This window comes from Thiomicrorhabdus sp. 6S3-12, from assembly GCF_017571475.1.
Taxonomy (GTDB): Bacteria; Pseudomonadota; Gammaproteobacteria; order Thiomicrospirales; family Thiomicrospiraceae; genus Thiomicrorhabdus.
This window is the reverse complement of sequence record NZ_JAGETW010000002.1, coordinates 68,047-89,134: the sequence shown is the minus strand read 5'-3', so window position 1 is coordinate 89,134 and position 21,088 is coordinate 68,047. Positions and strand designations below refer to the sequence as shown.

Annotated in this window: 21 protein-coding genes and 1 tRNA gene; 14 read left to right on the top strand and 8 right to left on the bottom strand. The window is 50.5% G+C overall.

The window, feature by feature from the left end; genetic code table 11:
• Positions 1 to 38 precede the first annotated feature (38 nt).
• The 4 genes from pheT (at position 39) to J3999_RS03380 (ending at position 3,388) form a co-directional block, all read left to right on the top strand.
• On the top strand, positions 39 to 2,426 hold the full coding sequence (pheT, locus tag J3999_RS03395) for a phenylalanine--tRNA ligase subunit beta (RefSeq protein ID WP_208126574.1): 2,388 nt from the start codon (positions 39 to 41) through the stop codon (positions 2,424 to 2,426).
• A 33-nt stretch (positions 2,427 to 2,459) separates the two neighbouring features.
• The gene (locus J3999_RS03390) at positions 2,460 to 2,780 is read left to right on the top strand and encodes an integration host factor subunit alpha (RefSeq protein ID WP_208126573.1); all 321 of its coding nucleotides are present in this window, start codon (positions 2,460 to 2,462) and stop codon (positions 2,778 to 2,780) included.
• On the top strand, positions 2,767 to 3,207 hold the full coding sequence (locus tag J3999_RS03385) for a MerR family transcriptional regulator (RefSeq protein ID WP_208126572.1): 441 nt from the start codon (positions 2,767 to 2,769) through the stop codon (positions 3,205 to 3,207). The genes J3999_RS03390 and J3999_RS03385 overlap by 14 nt, the downstream gene beginning before the upstream one ends.
• A gap of 104 nt (positions 3,208 to 3,311) precedes the next feature.
• A tRNA-Pro gene (locus J3999_RS03380) sits at positions 3,312 to 3,388 on the top strand.
• Positions 3,389 to 3,519: 131 nt separating this feature from the next.
• On the opposite strand, the gene J3999_RS03375 is transcribed toward J3999_RS03380, so the two are convergent.
• The 5 genes from J3999_RS03375 to J3999_RS03355 form a co-directional block, all read right to left on the bottom strand.
• Entirely contained in the window at positions 3,520 to 3,930 is a 411-nt protein-coding gene (locus J3999_RS03375) for a hypothetical protein (protein WP_208126571.1), read from the bottom strand.
• A gap of 124 nt (positions 3,931 to 4,054) precedes the next feature.
• A complete protein-coding gene (locus tag J3999_RS03370; protein ID WP_208126570.1) occupies positions 4,055 to 4,273 on the bottom strand; it encodes a hypothetical protein in 219 nt (72 codons plus the stop codon).
• A 244-nt stretch (positions 4,274 to 4,517) separates the two neighbouring features.
• Positions 4,518 to 4,745 (bottom strand): hypothetical protein, encoded by a 228-nt coding sequence (locus tag J3999_RS03365; protein WP_208126569.1) that lies wholly within the window; start codon positions 4,743 to 4,745, stop codon positions 4,518 to 4,520.
• A gap of 104 nt (positions 4,746 to 4,849) precedes the next feature.
• Positions 4,850 to 7,330, bottom strand: a complete 2,481-nt coding sequence (locus J3999_RS03360; RefSeq protein ID WP_208126568.1) for an ABC transporter permease — start codon at positions 7,328 to 7,330, stop codon at positions 4,850 to 4,852.
• A 16-nt stretch (positions 7,331 to 7,346) separates the two neighbouring features.
• The gene (locus tag J3999_RS03355; protein ID WP_208126567.1) at positions 7,347 to 8,045 is read right to left on the bottom strand and encodes an ABC transporter ATP-binding protein; all 699 of its coding nucleotides are present in this window, start codon (positions 8,043 to 8,045) and stop codon (positions 7,347 to 7,349) included.
• A gap of 16 nt (positions 8,046 to 8,061) precedes the next feature.
• On the opposite strand from J3999_RS03355, the gene J3999_RS03350 reads away from it, so the two are divergent.
• Both J3999_RS03350 and J3999_RS03345 read left to right on the top strand, forming a co-directional pair.
• Positions 8,062 to 8,775 (top strand): arylesterase, encoded by a 714-nt coding sequence (locus J3999_RS03350; RefSeq protein WP_208126566.1) that lies wholly within the window; start codon positions 8,062 to 8,064, stop codon positions 8,773 to 8,775.
• A 95-nt stretch (positions 8,776 to 8,870) separates the two neighbouring features.
• Positions 8,871 to 9,704: an HDOD domain-containing protein gene (locus tag J3999_RS03345; RefSeq protein WP_208126565.1), complete on the top strand. Its 834-nt coding sequence runs from the start codon at positions 8,871 to 8,873 to the stop codon at positions 9,702 to 9,704.
• Between the two features lie 69 nt (positions 9,705 to 9,773).
• Here J3999_RS03345 and lon read toward each other — a convergent pair whose 3' ends face one another.
• Positions 9,774 to 12,452, bottom strand: a complete 2,679-nt coding sequence (gene lon / locus J3999_RS03340) for an endopeptidase La (RefSeq protein ID WP_208126564.1) — start codon at positions 12,450 to 12,452, stop codon at positions 9,774 to 9,776.
• 123 nt (positions 12,453 to 12,575) lie between these two features.
• Between lon and mog the strand changes: the two genes are divergently transcribed.
• The 3 genes from mog to J3999_RS03325 all read left to right on the top strand — a co-directional run bounded on the left by mog (position 12,576) and on the right by J3999_RS03325 (position 15,238).
• A complete protein-coding gene (gene mog, locus J3999_RS03335; protein ID WP_208126563.1) occupies positions 12,576 to 13,127 on the top strand; it encodes a molybdopterin adenylyltransferase in 552 nt (183 codons plus the stop codon).
• A gap of 13 nt (positions 13,128 to 13,140) precedes the next feature.
• Positions 13,141 to 14,076: a 50S ribosomal protein L3 N(5)-glutamine methyltransferase gene (gene prmB, locus J3999_RS03330; RefSeq protein ID WP_208126562.1), complete on the top strand. Its 936-nt coding sequence runs from the start codon at positions 13,141 to 13,143 to the stop codon at positions 14,074 to 14,076.
• A 154-nt stretch (positions 14,077 to 14,230) separates the two neighbouring features.
• A complete protein-coding gene (locus J3999_RS03325) occupies positions 14,231 to 15,238 on the top strand; it encodes a carbonic anhydrase family protein (RefSeq protein WP_208126561.1) in 1,008 nt (335 codons plus the stop codon).
• 3 nt (positions 15,239 to 15,241) lie between these two features.
• Here J3999_RS03325 and J3999_RS03320 read toward each other — a convergent pair whose 3' ends face one another.
• Complete coding sequence (locus J3999_RS03320; protein ID WP_243755289.1) at positions 15,242 to 15,742, bottom strand: thioesterase family protein; 501 nt, start codon at positions 15,740 to 15,742, stop codon at positions 15,242 to 15,244.
• A 100-nt stretch (positions 15,743 to 15,842) separates the two neighbouring features.
• Between J3999_RS03320 and aroC the strand changes: the two genes are divergently transcribed.
• The 4 genes from aroC (at position 15,843) to J3999_RS03300 (ending at position 19,081) form a co-directional block, all read left to right on the top strand.
• On the top strand, positions 15,843 to 16,943 hold the full coding sequence (aroC, locus tag J3999_RS03315; RefSeq protein WP_208126560.1) for a chorismate synthase: 1,101 nt from the start codon (positions 15,843 to 15,845) through the stop codon (positions 16,941 to 16,943).
• Between the two features lie 168 nt (positions 16,944 to 17,111).
• The gene (locus J3999_RS03310; protein WP_208126559.1) at positions 17,112 to 18,263 is read left to right on the top strand and encodes an MFS transporter; all 1,152 of its coding nucleotides are present in this window, start codon (positions 17,112 to 17,114) and stop codon (positions 18,261 to 18,263) included.
• A gap of 77 nt (positions 18,264 to 18,340) precedes the next feature.
• Positions 18,341 to 18,736, top strand: a complete 396-nt coding sequence (gene gloA / locus J3999_RS03305; RefSeq protein WP_173284446.1) for a lactoylglutathione lyase — start codon at positions 18,341 to 18,343, stop codon at positions 18,734 to 18,736.
• A 27-nt stretch (positions 18,737 to 18,763) separates the two neighbouring features.
• Positions 18,764 to 19,081, top strand: coding sequence for a pyrimidine/purine nucleoside phosphorylase (locus J3999_RS03300; RefSeq protein WP_208126558.1), 318 nt, complete (start codon positions 18,764 to 18,766; stop codon positions 19,079 to 19,081).
• A gap of 59 nt (positions 19,082 to 19,140) precedes the next feature.
• On the opposite strand, the gene J3999_RS11965 is transcribed toward J3999_RS03300, so the two are convergent.
• The gene (locus tag J3999_RS11965; protein ID WP_256438074.1) at positions 19,141 to 19,269 is read right to left on the bottom strand and encodes a hypothetical protein; all 129 of its coding nucleotides are present in this window, start codon (positions 19,267 to 19,269) and stop codon (positions 19,141 to 19,143) included.
• Between the two features lie 109 nt (positions 19,270 to 19,378).
• Between J3999_RS11965 and J3999_RS03295 the strand changes: the two genes are divergently transcribed.
• The gene (locus J3999_RS03295) at positions 19,379 to 20,962 is read left to right on the top strand and encodes a SulP family inorganic anion transporter (protein ID WP_208126557.1); all 1,584 of its coding nucleotides are present in this window, start codon (positions 19,379 to 19,381) and stop codon (positions 20,960 to 20,962) included.
• Positions 20,963 to 21,088: the final 126 nt, after the last annotated feature.

Genomic DNA, 21,088 nt, shown 5'->3' with positions numbered 1-21,088 from the left:
TTCTGCTCCGAGCGACTAAGAAAAAAGGCACTGAAAAGATGAAATTTAGTGAAAATTGGTTACGCCAATGGACCAACCCTGAATGGAACACCAACGAATTGGCCGAGGCATTGAGCCTAGCCGGTCTGGAAGTTGACGATGTCGAGCCGGTAGCAGGGGACTTTAATAATGTTGTTGTCGGTAAAGTAATCTCGGTGGAAAAACACCCGGATGCCGACAAACTGAATGTCACTCAGGTGGATGTCGGTGAAATCGAACCGCTGCAGATCGTTTGCGGCGCGAAAAACGTCGTTGAAGGCATGAAAGCTTGCTGCGCCAAAGTTGGTGCAGTCCTGCCGGGCGATTTCAAAATCAAAAAAGCCAAACTACGCGGCGTTCCATCCAACGGTATGTTGTGTGGGGCAACTGAAATCGGTTTGCCGGATGACGGTGTAGACGGTCTGCATGTTTTGCCGGAAGATGCGCCGATCGGTATGGATGTCCGTGAATATCTGCAACTGAACGATATGTCGATCGATGTCGACTTGACGCCTAACCGTGCGGACTGCTTCAGCGTGATGGGAATTGCGCGTGACGTACACGCCATCAGCGGTGCGGACCTTAAGGTTCCGTTTACAGAGGAGAGCATGGCTGGAAATACGCCTTGCTCGGTGCAGATCGAGATCACCGAACCACAGGCGTGCCCTAAATACCTAGGCTGCGTTGTGACCGGTTTCAATGCCAAGGCGGAAACGCCGCTGTGGATGAAACAGCGTCTTGAACGTTCCGGGTTGCGTCCGTTGAGTTTGACGGTCGATATAACCAACTATGTTTTGTTGGAAATGGGCCAGCCGATGCATGCGTTTGATCTGGATAAGCTTCAGGGCGGAATTCAGGTGCGCATGGCTAAGGACGGCGAGAAACTGGTCACTCTGGACGAGAAAGAAGTCTCCCTTAAAGACGGTACTCTGGTCATCGCCGATGATTCCGGAGCGATCGCTCTGGCCGGCGTCATGGGCGGACTTTCGACTTCCGTTACCGATGAAACAACTTCCATCTTCTTTGAGTGTGCGCATTTTGCGCCGCTGGCAATTACCGGTAAAGCGCGCCTATACGGGCTGCACACGGATTCTTCGATGCGTTTTGAACGTGGTGTCGATCCGCAGCTTCCGGAACGTGCATTAAATCGCGCCTTGAGCCTGCTGGTCGAAATCGCCGGCGGTGAGGTCAGTGCGATCGAAGAGAAAGTCAGTGAGCAGCATATGCCTGAGTCTGCGCAAATCGAATTACGAGCAAAAACCGTTGGTGACAAGCTCGGTGTTGCGGTTGAAAATGCGCAGATTGAAGACATCTTTACACGTCTTGGTTTTGGCGTTGAACAAAACGCTTCCGGCTGGGTGATGAGTGCGCCTTCGTACCGTTTCGATATGGAAATCGAAATGGATCTGGTTGAAGAAGTCGGTCGTATCTACGGTTATAACAATCTGCCGGAAGATCCGGTTATGGCGCCGATAACTTTGCGCGAATTGCCTGAATCCGAACAGGAGTTGATGGCGCTTAAAAATGCTTTGGTGCAACGTGGTTATAACGAGGTAGTGACCTATTCGTTTGTCGAAGAGAAGAAGCAGAATGCTTTGGCTCCGGATCTGCCGTATGTTTTATTGCAGAACCCTATCTCGGAAGATATGAAAGCGATGCGTACCACTTTGTTCCCGGGCTTATTGCAAGCGATCGCTTACAACCAGAACCGTCAGCAGTCGCGTGTTCGATTGTTTGAATCCGGTCTGGTGTTCTACAAGAACGAACAGGATCCGACCGGGGCGACTCAGGTTCCAATGCTGGCCGGTGCGATTGTCGGTTCGGTGGCGGCATCCGGTTGGGACGAAGAGAGTCGTAATGTCGATTTCTTCGACCTTAAAGGCGATGTCGAAACCTTGCTGCGTATGAGCCATCAGTTGGGCAAAATTCGCTTTGAAGCCAGTAGCAATCCAGCGTTGCATCCGGGCCAGGCGGCGTCTTTAATTAAAGACGGCAAAGAGGTCGGGATTATGGGACAACTGCATCCGCAACTGGTTAAAACGCTCGGTGTTTCCGGCAGCATCTTCATGTTCCAGATTCGTCAGGATGCGATTTTAACAATGGATATTCCGGCCGCGCAGGCAATTTCGAAATTCCCTGAAGTACAGCGAGACTTGGCCTTTGTTGTCGATCAGGCGTTGCCTGTACAGAAGCTGTTGGATGCGATTGATGTCGAGGCAGACATTTTACAGTCGATTGAGATTTTTGATATTTATCGCGGGCAAGGAATCGAACCTGACCAGAAGAGTATCGCTCTGACGCTGAAAATTCAGCATCAGGCGCGTACTTTGGAAGACGCTGAAGTCGACGCTCTGGTCGAACAGATTCTGGAATCCGCGAAAACTGCAGTGAATGCTGTTTTACGTTAAAACAATAAAATTAAAATAGGGTAGGAAGTAACTATGACTGTGGATGCAGCTGAAGGCTATACCTTAACAAAGGCGCATATTGCGCAGCAACTTTCAGATACATTCGGGTTTAATAAGCGCGAGTCTAAAGAGCTGGTCGAACAGTTCTATGACGAGATTAGCGATGTATTGGTGTCAGGTGAGCAGATCAAGCTTTCCGGTTTCGGGAATTTTGAACTGCGCGACAAGGCTTCACGCCCTGGGCGTAATCCGCGAACCGGAGAAGATGTTCCCATTTCCGCGCGAAGAGTGGTAACATTTAAGCCAGGTCAAAAATTACGCGCACAGATAGACAGCTTCGATGGTGACAACTAAAAATAAAGTTATCGATATCGATTCGATTCCGGCAAAAAAATACCTCACCATCGGTGAGGTGTCTCGCTGTACCGGAATCAAAGACCATGTACTGCGTTACTGGGAACAGCATTTTGATCAGCTGACGCCGAGTAAACGCAGCGGTCGCCGTTACTATCAGCGGGAAGACGTTCTATTGATTATCGAAATCAACCGTCTGCTCAACGAAGAAGGGCTGACGATTCCCGGTGCGCAGAACCGTCTGGCCAAGAAATCCAAAAGCAAGCCAGAATCTTCTTCCGATTCGCTTCAGCAAACTCTGCAACTCGATAAGGTTGAAGAGCCTTCCGATATCTCTGTTCAAGAACTTCAGCAAGCCCTGCAGATCGCCGATGTTATCTGCCATCAGCTTGACGCTTTCCAGAAGCATCTTAAAGACAACTACTAAGTAGCCGCCATTATCCCATCAGCAAATTGTTTTTCTTCCTGTGAAGCGGTAAATCGCTGTTTTCAAGCGACGATTTTTTCTTATAATAGTCACTCTTCCGAATTCGGGGTGTAGCGCAGTCTGGTAGCGCACCACACTGGGGGTGTGGTGGTCGCAGGTTCAAATCCTGTCACTCCGACCAATTTCTTTTTGTATCCCCTTTAAATCCCCTTCTACAGAGAAGTGCCTTTTCAGACCTGTAACTCGATTGTAATCAGGTATGTAGGTTGTTTCGCCAGCTCTTAAAAGAGCCTGATGAGATCCTTGTGAAAATTATTTCCAGTATTTACGGATAAGTTCGCCGGCATGATAGGCGAAAAACTGTTTGCTCGACGGGCAGAGCTGTTCACGCGATGGATTCGGCATTTCCGGAAAAAGGGTGTAAAGCACCTGGGCAGGGATCATGTAGTAAAGATCGGCGATATCGTCATATCGTCTGAAACGGGCCTGCATCAGAGATTGTTCAAGCTCGCTCGGAATATCTGTCAATGCATAGTTGCCTTCTTCACCATGCATTTCGAAGAGTCGGCATCCTGAGTAGAAGAGGTCGATCTGTTGCGGAATTTCGGGTAGAGCTTCGAGCACAAAAAAATGCAGGTACTGCTTTTCTTCTTCCAAATACAGGCCGAGAAACTTTTCTTCGGTTTCCTGTTTAAGATTTTCTGTGGCTTCTCGAAAATTCATATGGGCTATCCGCTGTGTGCTTTGACAAGATGTCTTGTCCTATAAAGCGATTTTACATGAGCGGATAAGAGAAAGGGGGCTTTAGGAGGACAGAAAAAGCGGTACTTTTTCTGTCCGGACTTTACTAAGCATTGATCGAGTAGGTGTTACCCGAATGTTTGCATTTTAAGACCAGTTGTTTTTGCATGTCTGCCTTGATGAGGTTGATTGGTTTCAAAGCCAGTTCACCGCCTGCTTTTTCGACCGCCTGGACCAGTTTTGCAGAGTTTGGGCGTTCAATAAAACCGGCATGAATTTCATCAATGACTGAAAAGTTTTCAATATTTTGTTTTGTTACTTTCATTTGTTTATTCCCAATTTGTAGCCGAGAAATTTAAAAACCTAGCAAAGGCGTATGTTTTTAGGGTTTTGACGATTATAGCGAGAGCGAAATTAAAATTCACTTAGTAATTTTACTCAGGTTGGGAGAGTGATCTTTCAGTGACGGGTCTATTCCAGGAACTTCTGGTGGAGAGAAGATTGATCAGAAAATTCTCTAAGAAGAGGCCGAAGTTCCCGATATTCAGAGGAACTTCGGAAACTGCATCCTAGTCACTCAAAAACTGGTAACGATAGGTTTCAGCCGCTAAACGACAGCCTCCGGCAAGCAGAGATACCGACCAGGCGCTGATGGCGCTTAAGGCGATCAGAGCGATTCCTTGCATCAGGTCGTGCGTAATCAAGGTGTGAACACCGAACAAAAACAGACCTAGTACACTTAAGCCGCCGAAATATTTTATAAAACGTCCAAGTTTAAAAAAGAATGTTGCTGTCATGAGGTTACTCCTCAATTATTTTGTAAATTAAATTTACTATACCAGACTCATTCAAAAGAGTAATAACGATCTGCAATTTTGTCTATTTGTCATGCTTATGCTTCTTAGGAGGTTAAGTGGCGCTTTAGCTGATTGGCGGACATTTTCAGGTACGGCTTTTGCGAAAACCAGCCGACCGAAAACAGAATGCCGATACTGAGAATAAAGGTTCCCAGCCAGAGTGGCCACGAGAATTGCGGCGTGGTTTCCAAAAGCTGGTAGCCAACCAGAAAACTGACCAGCTGGGCAAAGCTGGCGGCGAGTATTCCCGAAAGAAGGCCGAGCAGAATAAATTCCGTCAATCCGATCAGTCGTATCTGACGATTAGTCGCGCCGATTGTCCGCAGCAGTAACCAGGTTTGGATTCGAGCTTCCTGACTGGCGAGCGTTGCGCTGAAGAGTACGGCAATACTGGCGATCAGGGTGAAGAGGAACAGAGCGCTGACGCCGCTGGCGGCCTGCTGCATAATTTGCCGGATCTGCTGGATGATTTGTTCGACATCAATCAACAGCGCGCCGGAAGCCTGTTGTGCCATCTGTTGGGTAAGCGTGCCGGTTACCTGCTTGTTGTCGATATACAGACTGCTGATATAGCTGATATTCAGGGGCGAGGATGGATCGGGCTCGACAATAAAGAAGAAGTTCAAACGGAAGCTCTGCCAGTTCACTTTTCTAAGGGAACGAACCTGATAAGTTTTTGTTGCTCCGGCAAAGTTGAAGGTCAGTTTGTCGCCGATCTGGATCCCGAAAAGCTGGGCGATCTCCTCTTCAACCGACACTCCAAGTCCCTGATATTTTTCCTTTTCCAGCTGCCGGGTGATCTGGGTGTAAGGCGGCAGTTCCCCGGTAACGGCAATATTAGCTTCCCTTTGCAGTAGGCGTTTGGCTCTTTGCGTTGCCATCGTCGCCGGATCCAGGTCTTTGGCATTTTTCTGAAGCAGACGACCGCGAGCCATAGGGACAAAATCCGGCTGTAATGTCTGTTCGGCGAAAAGGGATGTGACGGTGTTCAGTTGATATGGCTGAACATTAACAATAAAGGTATTCGGGGTTTTGGCGGGCAAGCTTTGCTGCCAGGCATTCAGCAGATCCTGACGGACAAACGTCATCAACATCAGGACAAACAGAACCAGACCGATCGAAATCAGCTGAATCTTGATCAGTTCGGGTTGTTTCAGAATGCCGGCAATACTGATGCGCAGCCAGCCACGGGTTTGCGCATGGCTTTTTTTCAATACCGACAGCAGCAGGGTGGCGCACAGGTAGAAAGTCACGCTTAAAGCAATGCCGACCAGGCAAACCCATAGCAGAAATTCCAATTGCACGATCATGCCGATCAGCACAAGAATCAGGATAAAAGAGACAAACCAGTGTGCGACGGAGGTTTTTTGGCTGACGCTCTTGAACACCTGTAACGGAGATGTGCCCATCGCTTCTTGAAAAGCTTGCCAGGCAAAACTCCAAAGTACCAGGATTCCGCTGATAAAACCAAGCGCCAGCGGCGAAAATAGCGGGGCCGATACATAAGGTGTAAAAAGGGATTCGAGCCACGGAATAATCAGTTGAACCAGCAATACGCCCAAGATCAGGCCGAGCAAACTGCTGCTGATACCGATCCATAAAAATTGCCAGGCAAACAGACGTCTGAGTTGTCGGTCTTCGCCGCCGAAAGCGCGCAGCAGAGCCAGACTGCTGCGCCAGTGACTCAAGTAAAAACGACTGGCGATAAGAATGCTCAGACCAGCAACGAATACGGCCGAGAGTGCCGCCAGATCGAGAAACAGCCAGGCTCGATCGAGGGTTTTTTCAAGATCTTCGGAAGGTGCTTTGGCAGAAATTAATTCGATAAAGGATGGATCCCGGTCGTGGAAATAAGCGGCGAAAGCCTCGATATTCTTCTGGCTACCGGCCAGAGCCAATTCATAGGTAACTCGGCTTCCGGGACCGATCAGCCGGGTCTCATGCAGATCCTCAAGAAGCATGGTCACCTGAGGCGCAAATTGCGTCATCGGATTAATCAGACTGCTCGACTGGACGCTGCCGGTAAGGCTGAAATGACGCTCTCCAAGCAGTAATTCACTGTGCTCGTTAAGGGACATCAAATCAATCAATTTAGGCTCGATCCAGACGGCGCCTTTGTGTAGAGTCGCAAAAGGCAGTTCGTCGCCTTGAGTTATCTGTCCGCGCAGCGGCTGTGCTTTTTCAACCGCTTTGAGATTGATCAGTTGAAAGACTTCCTTGGGATTTTCGCTCAAGGCCATGGTAACCAGGTTTAAACTGCGGTTGCTCTGTAAGTCGAATACTTTGGCTTGGTTTTCCCATTCCTGCTCAATCGGTCGGCTCGAGCGCAGAACCAGATCGGCGCCAAGGTTATTGGCCGCTTTCTGCAGCATGCTATGTTTAATGCTGTCGCCGAGGTAGGTGATGGTCGTGACGCTGGCGCTGGCAATGGTAATCGCGATAAACAGCCATAACCAGTCGCCGTTGCGGAAACTGCGGATAAACCAGCGCCAGGCGGTCAAGCTTTCAAGCAAACGTTCTTTCATACAGCTACTCCGTCGTTTACTCTGCCTGCCACGGGAGTAGAGTACCGTGCTGCAGATGCCAGAGCTGATCGCAGGACTTGGCGTAGTTCATATCATGCGTGACCAGGATCAGACTGGTGTTGTGCGTCTCTTTCAGATCGAACAGCAGATTCTGTATCTGCATGGCGGTTGTCTCATCCAGATTGCCGGTCGGTTCGTCGGCAAACAGAATCTTCGGCGTGGTTACAAAGGCGCGCGCGATGGCCACGCGTTGCTGCTCACCGCCGGAGAGCTGGGATGGCAAGTGATCGGCTCGGTTGCTTAAACCGACTTTGTCGAGGGCGTCGAGCGCTTTTTCTCGGGCGAACTCTATTTGGAAAAGTTCCAGCGGCATAAGAATGTTCTCCAACGCATTCATACTCGGCAGCAGCTGAAAATTCTGGAAGACAAAACCGACTTGCCGCGCCCGAATCCGGGCGCATTCGTCTTCGGAGAGGCGGGATATCTCTTCGCCAAGCAGGCGGATAGAGCCTGATGTCGGTTTTTCCAGTCCGGCCATAATCGAGAGCAGCGTGGATTTTCCGGAACCGGAACGTCCGACGATGGCGATGCTTTGCTGTTGCTGGACACTGAGAGTACAGCCATTCAGGATAGACAGCTTCTGTCCATCATTCGGGACTTGATAATGGATATCCTGTAAATCGATAATGGGGGATGAAGAATTTTCTTGCGGCATGGAAGACCTTGATTAAATGACGAATAATTCCAATAAGTTACCTGTAAAAGCAAACAGCTTTTATTATCTGCTTTTCAGCCTATGGCTAGGCTTTCATCCTAATTTACTCTGGGCGCAACAGCAAGCGCCGATCACCGTAGAGGTCAAGCCGATTTCTGCACCGGCGACAATTCTCGTTCTGGGCGATAGCCTGAGCGCCGCCTACGGCATTGATGCCGAGTCCGGTTGGGTGAATCTGCTGCGCCGTCAACTGCAAGCGAGCTTTCCGGACAAGGCGTTGTCGGTGGTGAATGCCAGTATCAGCGGGGAGACCACTTCCGGCGGATTGCAGCGTCTGCCGAAACTGCTGCAGGAGCATCGTCCGAGCCTGCTGATTTTGGAGTTGGGGGCGAACGACGCCTTGCGCGGACAGAATCTGCTGCAGAGTAAGGCCAATCTTGAACGGATGATTCATCTTTGCCGCGACTCGTCGTTCGGGTGTCAGACGATGCTCTTGGGCATCCGTCTGCCGACCAATTACGGTCCGGCCTACGAGCGTCTGCTGATGAAGGTTTACCGTGATTTGGCGCAAGAGTATAAGCTTAATTTTGACCCTTTCTTTCTGCAGGATGTCGCTTTGGATCCGGACTTGATGCAGGACGATGCGCTGCATCCTAACGAGCAGGGACAGCCCCCGATTCTAGAACGTCTCTGGCCGCTAGTGGAGCGCTATTTTTCAACCGCTTCGTAAATTTATAACGATGCCGGTCAATTTTATGGCCTTTTTACGCACTCTTTACAGGGGTTCTGCTATATTCTCTGCATTGTTGAGTTGAGGGTCCCTTCATGCAAGAGCAGTTACGTGCCGCTTTGAATGCTATCCGCGGTATAAAAATTCCGGAATTTCCCCAGGAAGTGATTGAACTGGAACGAGAGATCAACAGTGCGCTGTCGAATACGCAAAGAATTGTTGAGATTCTCGAACAGAACGTGACGCTTTCAGGTGAGGTCATGCGGCTGGTGAATTCTCCGGTAATCAAACTCAGAGAACCGGTGAACGGCATTCGCGAAGCGGTGTTCGCGATGGGGTTGGATAACCTCTATAACCTGGTCGTAGCGGCCGCTTTCCAGCGCCTGTTCAGCAGTAAGGGGCTGCATCGGGATATTCTCGATCACAGTGTCGATGTGGCTTTCTGCATGGCGTATCTGACCGAGTTCGTTCATGGTGTGACCCGCGATCAGGCGTATATGCTGGGACTGTTTCATAATGCCGGTTCCCTGATGCTGACGGCAAAAGACGAAGAAGCTTATGATGCGCTGTTTCGTGCCAGCCTGGCCAACCCTTTTTCGGTTATGCTCAAGGAGCGCGAAATTTTGGGTGCGGATCACTGTATGGTCGGTGTACTGGTCGCCAAAAAGTGGCAGTTACCGACGGTAATGATCAACGCCATTATGTTGCACCATACTCAGCGGCCGGGAAATATCAGTAATGAAGAAGTGCGTCTGATGGTCGCCATGCTGCAGCTGTCGAATGCGGTTGTGGCGGAAATTTCGTTGGGAGCTTATCGCGGCGAAGAGATGCGTATGATGGAAAAAACGGCGATGGAAGAACTGATGCTGGACGAAGACGTTGTTGCCGAATTAAGGGCCAATCTGATTACCTATAACCAGAAACTTTAAACGACAGTTTTTTAGTTAGAGCCTGTAAAAAGAAAAGCCGCATTATGCGGCTTTTTTGTTGTCACGGAATCAGTGGTGGGTACTGAGCTCGATTTCCGACTCTTTTTGCGCCAGATAGGTTTTAAGCGCATTGGATTTCGAGCGGATATTGAATGTCAGACGAGCCACTTCGTCGAACTGTTTGGCAAAATGGACGTTCATCCCTTCGCGCAGGTAGTCCGGCAGTTCCAGATAGTCCTTGCGGTTGTCTTCCGGCAGAATCAGTTCTTTGATGCCGAGACGTCGCGCCGCGATGACTTTTTCGCGAATACCGCCGACCGGCAGAACCTGACCGGTCAGACTCAGTTCGCCGGTCATGGCCAGCGGCGTTTTGACCGATTCGTTGCGCGCCAGAGAAAGCAGGGCGGTTGCCATGGTAATCCCGGCGCTCGGCCCGTCTTTCGGCGTCGCCCCGTCCGGAACATGCAGATGGACAAAGGCTTTGTCGAAGAACTCCGGATCGGCTTTGTATTTCTCCAGGTTGGAGCTGATAAAGCTGTAAGCGATTCCGGCAGACTCCTGCATGACATCACCCAGCTGACCGGAAAGCTTGAAACCGCGGTTATGGGTGTGAACCCGGCTGGCTTCGATGGTCAGAGTCGCTCCGCCCATGGATGTCCAGGCCAGGCCGGTGACCGTCCCGATCTGTTGGTTGATTTTTTCCGGGTGGAAGCGCGGCTGACCGAGCATCTGCTCCAGTTCATTGACATGGATTTTGGTTTCCTGCAATTCGCCGGTGACGAACTTGATTGCCAGTTTACGCACCAGTTTTGCGAGCTGTTTTTTCAGGTTGCGTACCCCGGATTCGCGGGCATAGCCTTCGATCACATGACGAATCGCCGGTGCGGTGATTTGCACCTGATCTTTATTCAGGCCGGATTCTTCCAGCAGTTGCGGCCACAAATGATGTTTGGCGATCTGCATTTTTTCTTCGGTGATGTAACCCGAAAGGCGGATCACTTCCATTCGGTCAAGCAGCGGTCCGGGAATCGAGTCCAGAGTATTGGCGGTACAGACAAACAGCGCTTTGGACAGATCGAAACGCAGATCCATAAAATGATCCATGAACTCCTGATTCTGCTCCGGATCCAGTACCTCGAGCAGGGCGGAAGCCGGATCGCCGTGATAGGATGCGCCGATCTTATCGACCTCATCGAGCATAATCACCGGATTGGCTGTTTCGCAGTCTTTCAACGCCTGAATGAATTTCCCCGGCATGGCACCGATGTAGGTGCGTCTGTGCCCTTTGATTTCGGCTTCGTCGCGCATTCCGCCGACCGAGAAGCGATAAAACTTGCGATCCAGTGCCTCGGCGATGGATTTACCGATCGAGGTCTTACCGACGCCCGGTGGCCCGACCAGGCAGATGATCGAACCGGAAACTTCGCCTTTCAGCGCACCGACGGCAAGAAACTCGAGAATGCGGTCTTTTACGTCTTCCAAACCGTCATGCTTTTTATCGAGAATTTTGCGCGCCCGTTTCAGATCGAGATTGTCATCGCTGTACTGACCCCAAGGCAATTGGGTCAGCCAGTCCAGCCAGTTGCGGGCGACATTGTATTCCGGCGACTGCGGATCCAGACTGCTCAGTTTATTGAGTTCCTCTTCGGCTTTTTTCATCGCCTCTTCGGACAGCGCCAGCTTCTCGATACGGTCTTCGAAGCGGTCGCGATCCATCGTCTGGTCGTCTTTGACAATGCCCAGTTCTTTTTGAATTTCCTTGAGCTGTTGGCGCAGGAAGAAGTCGCGCTGATGTTCGGAAAGGGTTTCCTCGACGCGCTCACGGATGTTGAACTGGAGTTTGGTTACTTCCTGTTCGTGCTTGAGCAAGGCCAGCACTTGTTCCAGACGACGCTCGAGATCGAAAGTCTCCAAAACTTCCTGCAGTTTATCGTTTTCGGCGGTCGTCAAACTGGCCGCAAAGTCGGCCAGACGGGACGGTTCGGTGGCGCTGTAGCGGTTCAGGAAATACTTTAATTCTTCACTGTATAACGGATTCAGAGGCAGCAGCTCGCGGAAGGCGTTCATAATGGCCATGCCGTGCGCTTTCAGAACATCGTCGGAACAGGTGATAATATCTTTTGGATAGCTGACAACAGCGCGATAAGGCGCTTTTCCGGATACCCAGAAATCTACCTGAAAACGGCAGATACCTTCGGCTACCAGCTGAATATAGTCTTCCCGGATTTTCGGGTTGCGGATGCGCACCAGGGTTCCGACAGAGCTGAAATCGTCGGTCGGCGTTTTGTCATGCTCTTCGTGATCGACATAGATCAGGCCGATGTACTGACATTTACGTTCCTGAATGGCTTCGAAGGTCTCTTCCCACATTTCGCGCGACAGCAGAACCGGAAGTTGCTGACCCGGAAAAAACGGACGCTCTTTAACCGGCAAGAGGTAAATTTCGTTCGGAAAAGTCAGATCCGGTTTGGCGAGCTGTCCGAAAATAGGCTTGTCGGAACCGCCTTCGGCATTTTCCTTGGCCTGAGTCAGAATATCGATCAGGTTTTCGGCAAGCTCCGGATCTGCGGAAGCTGAATTGTCGTTTTCCACTTCGATAATGACCGGCTCGCGATTCTGCGCATTTTCCTGCGAGCCGCTGTGTTCATGGGTCTGTAACGACTCATCGGAGATCGCCTCCGATACCGGCTCGTTCTGTTGAACGCTTTCGTTGTCAGTGGTTTCCAGTAAATCTTGCTTATCGCTCATAGCTTTTGACTTTGCCTTGTATATTTGCCTGCTCCAGAAGCAAGCTGTTTTCAGGTAATTCATAGAATACGGTATGATATGGGGCTGAAATTTTGGAATTCAAGAGAAGTTCAAAGGAAATTGATGGAAAATTCAGCAATTAAAATCGGATTTGTTACCGTATCGGATCGCGCCTCTCGCGGCGAGTACGAGGATCTCGGCGGCCCAGCCATGCAGGAATGGATTGCGAAGGCGTTGACCAGCGAATGGCAACCGGTGGCACGGGTTATTGAAGACGAACAGACGTTAATCGAAAGTACGCTCAAAGAGCTGGCTGATCAAGAGGGCTGCTGCCTGATTTTGACCACCGGCGGAACCGGTCCGGCAAAACGTGATGTCACCCCGGAAGCGACCGAAGCGGTGTGCGATAAAATTTTGGATGGCTTTGCCGAACAGATGCGTGCGGTTTCTCTCCAGTATGTCCCGACGGCAATTCTGTCTCGTCAGATTGCCGGTATCCGCGGCGAGAGTCTGATTATCAATCTGCCGGGCAAGCCGTCAGCGATAGGTGAGTGTCTGGAAGCGGTTTTCCCGGCGGTGCCGTATTGCGTCGACCTGATTGACGGTCCTTATTTGGAAACCGACGAAAGTTTCGTCAAAGCTTTCCGTCCGAAACACGCCAAGAAAAAAGCATAAATAGGGGATGACCGTGACCAATTTTAACTATCAGTATGACGGCCTGGAAAATGTGATCGATTTCGTGCGCTGGGGCGGCAGCCTGTTCCGCAAGAATGATCTGTTTTTTGGTCACGGTACCGATAACGCCTTCGATGAAGCCAAAGTTCTGGTGTTTCATGTCCTGCAACTTCCGCAGCATATTCCGGATAATTACTGGACTGCCCGTCTGACGCATGCCGAAAAAGAAGAAGTCGTCGAGCTTTTCCGTCGCCGGATCGAGACCCGTCAGCCGGCCGCCTATCTGACCGGCGAAGCGTGGTTTGCCGGTTTACGTTTTATTGTATCCGAGGCGACTCTGGTGCCGCGCTCTCCGATCGCCGAGCTGATCGAGAACCGTTATGCGCCTTGGGTGGATGCGGATTCGGTGACGAATGTTCTGGATATGTGTACCGGAAGCGGCTGTATCGGGATTGCATCGCTAAAAGCTTTCTCGAATGCCGAAGTTGATCTGGTGGATATCTCCACCGAGGCTTTGCAGATCGCGCAACAGAATGTTGAACTGTACCACCTTGAAGGGGTGGCGCATCCGATTCAGTCGGACCTTTTCAGTGGTTTGCAAGGAAAGCAGTATGATCTGATCGTTTCCAATCCGCCGTATGTTGATGAGATTGAAATGGATCACCTGCCGGAAGAATTCCAAAGAGAGCCGGCATTAGGTCTGGCTGCTGGTAAAGATGGCCTGGATCTGGTCCGGAAAATCCTGCTGGAGGCACCTAAGTATCTGAAAGAGGACGGAGTACTGATCGTCGAAGTCGGAGTCTCACAATATTATCTTGAACAGGAGTATCCGGAATTGCCGTTCTACTGGTTCGAGTTCGAGAACGGTGGCGAAGGGGTGTTTGCGATTCAGAAGTCGGAGTTGGAGTTGTTTGCCAACGAGATTGCCGAACGAGTCAATCCCGCCTAATCGGGTATTTCAGGTGTTTGAAAATCGGCGATTGAGCGCGATTTATTGGCACGCTTATCGCTTGTATCTTTAGACCAGCGGGTCGGTGAATGGCTAAATTGCCGCAATTGCCGGTCTTTTGACATTTTTATCCATGATGGTTTACGAGCGTTCTATGCAGTCATTCAAAATTAAGCAGTCTTTCGGTGTTTCTTTGCAGGCTCTCTCCCTGGCAGTGTTATGCAGTGTTCCTTTCCAGTCGCAGGCGCAGGATGCTCCGCTGATTGATCTGGGCGCGGAGCTGGAACAGTTGCAGGAGACGGAACAAACCACAACTCCGGCCACACCGGCACAATCCAGCCCGCGTCCGGCTGTTCAGGCTCCTGTAGTCAAACATGAGCGCCCGCAAAGCGTGCAGAAAGCCGCGGCAGAACCTCAAAAAGAACCTGCGCAACAGGCTCCGCATTGGGGATATGCCGGAACTGAAGGACCTGCGCACTGGGGTGATTTGTCGCAGGCTTACGCGACCTGTAAAGGCGGCAAAAATCAGTCACCGATCGATCTGCGCGATGCTACTGCAATCGGAACCCAGGGACTGGGCAGTCTGGATATTTTCTATCGCGATGTTCCGCTGAAAGTTATCAATAACGGCCATAGTGTTCAGGTGAATTACCCGCTGGGCAGTTATATCAAAGTCGGCGGCAAACGTTATGAGCTGATGCAATTCCACTTCCATACTCCGAGCGAGCATAAAAAAGAGGGCTTCAACTACCCGATGGAAGTGCATCTGGTGCATAAAGACGGCGACGGAAATCTGGCGGTAATCGCGGTGATTTTTCAGGAAGGGGAAGAGAACGATTATCTGAATACGCTGCTGCAGGTTTTACCGAAGCAGTCCGGTGCAGAGAAACTGTACAAGGGATTAAGTCTGAATCCGGCCTATTTCATTCCGGGCAATACCGAGTTTTACAAATACAGCGGTTCATTGACCACGCCGCCATGCAGCGAAGGCGTTTACTGGATGGTCTTCAAACACCCGGTCGAAGCGTCGGCAGAGCAGATTCAGATGATGCATCAGGTGATGGGGGATAATGCCCGTCCGGTACAGGACTTGAACGCGCGTAACGTTTTGAAATCCTGGTCGGAACAGCTTGGCGAACAGCCGATGTATGAGTTTTATTGACGGTCAGCGTTCGGCCCGGTTCTGAAAATAAGGCTCGATAAATTCCCGTGGAATCTTTTTCGGTCGATGGCTGTCTAAGGTAATACAGACATAAATGCTGTTGGCTTCAAAGACGGTTTTGTTATCGTTCAAACGCACAAATTCGAAAAAGCGCTCACGCTGGCAGCAGCCGATGCGCTTGCCCACCCAGGTTTTCAACTCAATTCTGTCTCCTTCATAGCTGCTGGCCAGGTAACGCATCTGGTGTTCGTAGATCGCCAGAATCCGGTTCAGTTTTTTCTGCAGTGGTTTATCGATGCCGACCGAGACGGCGTGCGCCCAGGCGAGCTTCTCCATCCAGTCCAGATAACTTTTGTTGTTCACATGTCCTAGAAAATCCAGATCGGACTTTTGCACCGTGTAAATTTCGGAATAGATATTCATAGTGAGTTTGGCTCTGGGGTTTGAAGAGGTGAAGAGGGATTTGCCGAGTTCGCTATAAATTCGGGCAAACCGCAGCGACATTAGCGGCTATCGTCTAAAACCTTCGCGCTCTTCGTGTCTTCGGGGTTTAAATACAGTAAAATAGCGCGCAATCAGAGCATTTTAAAAAAGAAGTTAGCGTATGTCAGGAAATACTTTAGGTCAAAATTTTCGAGTCACAACGTTCGGGGAAAGTCATGGTTTAGCCCTTGGGTGTATTGTTGACGGCTGTCCTCCGGGGCTGGAGCTGTCGGAAGCGGATATCCAGAAAGAGCTGGATCGTCGCAAGCCGGGGACTTCCAAGCATGCGACGGCACGTCGTGAAGACGACGAAGTGCAGATTCTGTCCGGAGTTTTCGAAGGGAAAACGACCGGAACGCCGATCGGCATGATCATTCACAATAAAGATCAGCGTTCAAAAGATTACTCCAAGGTGGCGGAAACCTTCCGTCCGGCACACGCCGACTATACCTATACTCAGAAATACGGTTTGCGTGATTATCGCGGTGGCGGACGTTCGTCGGCCCGTGAAACGGCGATGCGTGTTGCCGCCGGTGCAATTGCCAAAAAATATCTCAAAGAGCGTTTAGGTGTCGAGGTCAAAGGCTATCTGTCGCAATTGGGTCCGATCAAGGTCGAAAACGTTTCCTGGCCGTTCGATAACGACAATATCTATTTCTGTCCGGATGAGGGCAAGCGTGAAGAAATCCGTCAGTACATGGATGAACTTTTGAAGAAGAAAGATTCGGTCGGCGCAAAAATTACGGTAATTGCCAAGAACGTCCCGGTCGGTCTCGGCGAACCGATTTTTGACCGTCTGGATGCGGATCTGGCGCATGCGCTGATGAGTATCAATGCGGTTAAAGGCGTGGAGATCGGCGACGGTTTTGCCGTTGCCGGCCAGTTGGGGACCGAGCATCGTGACGAGATGACCTCCGACGGTTTTCAGTCCAACCATGCCGGCGGTATTCTTGGAGGAATCTCCACCGGGCAGGAGATTATCGCGCATCTTGCTCTGAAACCGACGTCAAGCATTATGACCCCGGGACGTTCGATCAATACCGCTGGCGAAAATATTGAAATGGTCACCAAAGGGCGCCACGACCCTTGTGTCGGTATCCGCGCGACGCCGATTGCCGAAGCGCAGATGGCGATTGTTCTATTGGATCATTTTATGCGTAACCGTGCGCAGAATGGTGATGTCGTGCCGCCAATCATGGATCTTGCCAGTAAAAACGTCTAAAACCTCCCATTTCTTTGTTGCTGAGTGACTCATTTACCTCTAGTAAACTTCGTCCCTCAGCGCCGTGAACTAGAAGGTTTTATTTCGTTTTGAGGTTCGCATATTAAAAGAGTTCAACGAGCCACGGAGTTTAACCGCTTCGTGGTTTTCTAGTTTAAGAGAGGGGAAATGGATAAAGGGCGTGTCGATACCTGCAAGTGCTGGCCTTTGTCGTTGCACTATTTTTTCTACTTTTCCCTGCTGGGGACGATTCTGCCTTATCTGGGGCTGTATTTTAATTCTCTGGCGTTTACACCGGTCGAAATCGGCGAACTGCTGGCGGTGCTGATGCTGACCAAAGTGGTTGCCCCGAATATCTGGGGAATTTTTTCCGACCGTAGCGGGAAACCGGTCTTCTGGGTCAGAGTGGCCACTTTTGGGGCTTTAGTGCTTTCCGCCGGGTTGATTCTGTTTGATTCCTATTGGCCGCTGCTGTTTACCTTGCTGCTGTTCAGCTTTTTCTGGCACTCTTCGCTGCCGCAGTTTGAATCCTATACCTTCAAGCGTCTTGGCGAAGATAAGCACCGTTACGGGCAGATCCGACTGTGGGGTTCACTTGGCTTTATCGTCGCCGCAGTTTCTCTCGGCTGGTTGTTCGACCGTTTCGGTATCGCCATTCTGCCCTGGGCGATGAGCCTGTTGCTGTTGGTTGTCTGGCTCTCTACCTATTTAGTCAAGGAACAGCGGTTTACGGAGCATGCCGAACACCATTCGCAACACTTTTTGGCGATCGTACGACGTCCGGAAGTACTCAGCCTGTTGATCGTGAGTTTTCTGGTGCAGGCGTCACATGGCGTTTATTACAGTTTTTTCAGCATTCAGATGAGTGAGTTGGGTATCAGTAAAACGCTGATTTCCTGGCTGTGGGCTTTGGGGGTGTTTGCCGAGATTGCGGTCTTCTGGTGGATGGCAGCGTTGTTTCGTCAATATGCGTTGCGAAGCCTGATTCTGATTGCGATCGTGTTGACGGTTATCCGCTGGCTGATGACCGGTCAGCTGGATCATTATCTGTACTGGATTCTGCTCGCTCAGTTGCTGCACGCTGCCAGTTTCGGACTTTTCCACGCCTCGGCGATTCATTTGATCGATCGTTATTTTACCGGTGCGCACCATGGAAAAGGACAGGCTTTGTTTGCCGCGTCCAGTCACGGCCTGGGTGGCGCGGTCGGAATGCTGACTGCCGGTTATGCCTGGCAGGCCGGTGGCGCGCCTTTAAGTTATGCGCTGATGGCGTTATCCGCCACTTTCGCGCTGGTCATTGCCTGGCGCTGGGTGCGCTAGGAAATATTCAACTGCTGATATAAGGCTGATACAATGACGCCACTGCTATTTTTTGGATATCGAACTGGAGATTGAAGATGCGTCTATTACACACCATGTTGCGAGTAGGGAACCTGGAACGCTCGATTGAGTTTTACACCAAAGTATTGGGTATGGAGCTGCTACGTCAGAAGGATTATCCGCAAGGGGAGTTCACTCTAGCGTTTCTGGGTTACGGCAACGAAGACGAAAATACCGTGTTGGAACTGACCTATAACTGGGGCGTGGATTCTTATGATCTGGGCGAAGGGTATGGACACATCGCGATTGAAGTGCCGGATGTCTATAAAGCGGCCGAAGATGTCAAAAACGCCGGCGGCAAAATTATCCGTGAAGCGGGGCCGATGAATGCCGGTTCGACCATTATCGCTTTTGCCGAAGATCCGGATGGCTATCAGATTGAATTTATCGGTGCGGATCACGTCCGTACTTAAGCAAACGAAGACAACAAGGAAAAACAGATGTCTGAATTTAATAATGTAACCGTCGTGCGTGAAGCGAATATCTATTTCGACGGTAAGGTGACCAGCCGCAAAGTGGTTTTCGAAGACGGTTCTTACAAGACACTGGGCATTATGATGCCGGGTGATTATGAGTTCGGTACCGAAGCGGCGGAAATCATGGAATTTATGGCCGGCGAAGTGGACGTTCTTCTTCCGGGGGAAACCGAGTGGAAAACCATTAAAGCCGGTGATAGTTTCGAGGTGCCTGCCAACTCCAAGTTCGGCATCAAAGTTAAAGAAGTTTCCGACTACTGCTGTACCTACATTACGGAATAATTCCGCTTTGTAGCGACACCGTCCGAACCGCATCCGGAACAAATCCGGATGCGGTTTTTTTATTGCTCCCGTTTACGGTTTTTTTGCTTCTTCTTTTGCGCTTTGAAGAACAGGTGCAGGGCAAAGTGTGCCACGACCAGAACGACGACCGCCACCAGTCCGATTGTGCCGATATGCTCGATCCACATAAAAACTCCCTTTAGAATTTACGATAAGTTTTTGAATAACCGGTAATTCTAGCGGCTTTTTGTTAGAATTTGCGCCAGTTTAGAATAATTAAAAATTTGAGGAGTCATTATGAGTTCAGCCCAGCCATTTGATTGGCGAACCTATAAAAACGATACCCTTTCGGGGATTACCGTTGCTTTGGCACTGGTGCCTGAAGCGGTTGCTTTCGCCTTTGTCGCCGGAGTACACCCGCTGGTCGGTTTGTACGCGGCGATTATCGTCGGCATGATTACCGCGATTTTCGGCGGGCGTCCGGGGATGATTACTGCTGCGGCCGGTTCTCTGGCTGTCGTGATGATGCACCTGGTAATGGAACATGGCGCCTCTTATCTTTTCCTGGCGGTCATTATGATGGGCGCCATGCAGATCTTTATCGGGATTATGAAGTGGGGGCGCTTTATCCGTATGGTGCCCAGTTCGGTCATGCTCGGATTCGTCAATGGTCTGGCATTGATTATTCTGATTGCGCAGTTTACCCAGTTTAAGGATTCCAGCGGCCAGTGGCTGACCGGGGAGAGTCTGAATATTATGGTGGCGATTATTGCCGCGACCATGGCGATCATCTATCTGCTGCCGCGTCTGACCAAAGCGATTCCATCCGCGCTGGCGGCGATTATTCTGGTCTCCGTTGTGGTCGTGATGTTTGATATCAACGCCGTGACCGTTGGCGATCGAGCGGCGGTCTCCGGTACATTGGAGTCACTGGTTTACGGTGACGGTACCGAAGGCGGATTTCAGGGGATGAGCTGGTTTACCACGCTTCCGGAAGGTTTCTGGTCGCTGGAGACTCTGTGGATTGTCCTGCCGTATGCAATTATCCTGACCATTATAGGTTCGGTTGAATCGCTGCTGACGATGACGCTGATTGACGACATTACCGAAACCCGTGGTAAAGCGAATAAAGAGTGTATCGCTTTGGGTGCGGCAAACTGTACTGCCGGTACTTTCGGTACCATGGGAGGCTGTGCTCTGATCGGACAGTCGATGATTAATGTCAAATCCGGCGGTACCGGACGCCTGTCAGGAATTACCGCTGCTACCGGTCTGCTGGTTATCGTACTGGTCGCTTCATCGCTGATTGAAATGGTGCCGATCGGGGCTCTGGTCGGGCTGATGTTCTTCGTGGTTATTGCCACCTTTAACTGGTCAAGCTGGAATATTATGCGCGGCATGAGCAAAGCGGACGCTTTTGTGATGATTCTGGTTACGGCGCTGACGGTGATTTTCGATCTGGCGGTGGCGGTTATTGCCGGGATCATCGTTGCCGCGCTGGTATTTGCCTGGCAGCATGCGCAACGTATCCTGCTGGATGCTTCGGAAGAGATTATTGACGGCAAACTGGTAAAAACCTACAGGGTTCAGGGACCGCTGTTTTTTGCATCGGCGAAAAACTTTATTGACCGCTTCGATCCGAAGAACGATCCGGATTGCGTGCAGATCGATTTCATGTATTCACGTGTTTATGATCATACCGGGATTGAAGCGATTGATAACCTGACGCAGAAGTACAAAGCGGCCGGCAAGAAGCTGGTGTTGAAACACCTGAGTCCGGAATGTCAGAAGTTGCTGCATGACGCCAGAGACCTGATTGAAATCAATGTCTCCGAGGATCCGCATTATCATGTTTCGATGAGCGGTAAGAAAGAAGCTTAATTTCCAATAAGCTGTTCTGCTGAAAACCCTGCCGAAAGTCTCCGACGGCGGGGTTTTTTTGTATTAGGATTTGCCTATTTTTCGCGAACTCCTTATGCTGTTTATGCCTTTCAATATTTTTGTGGA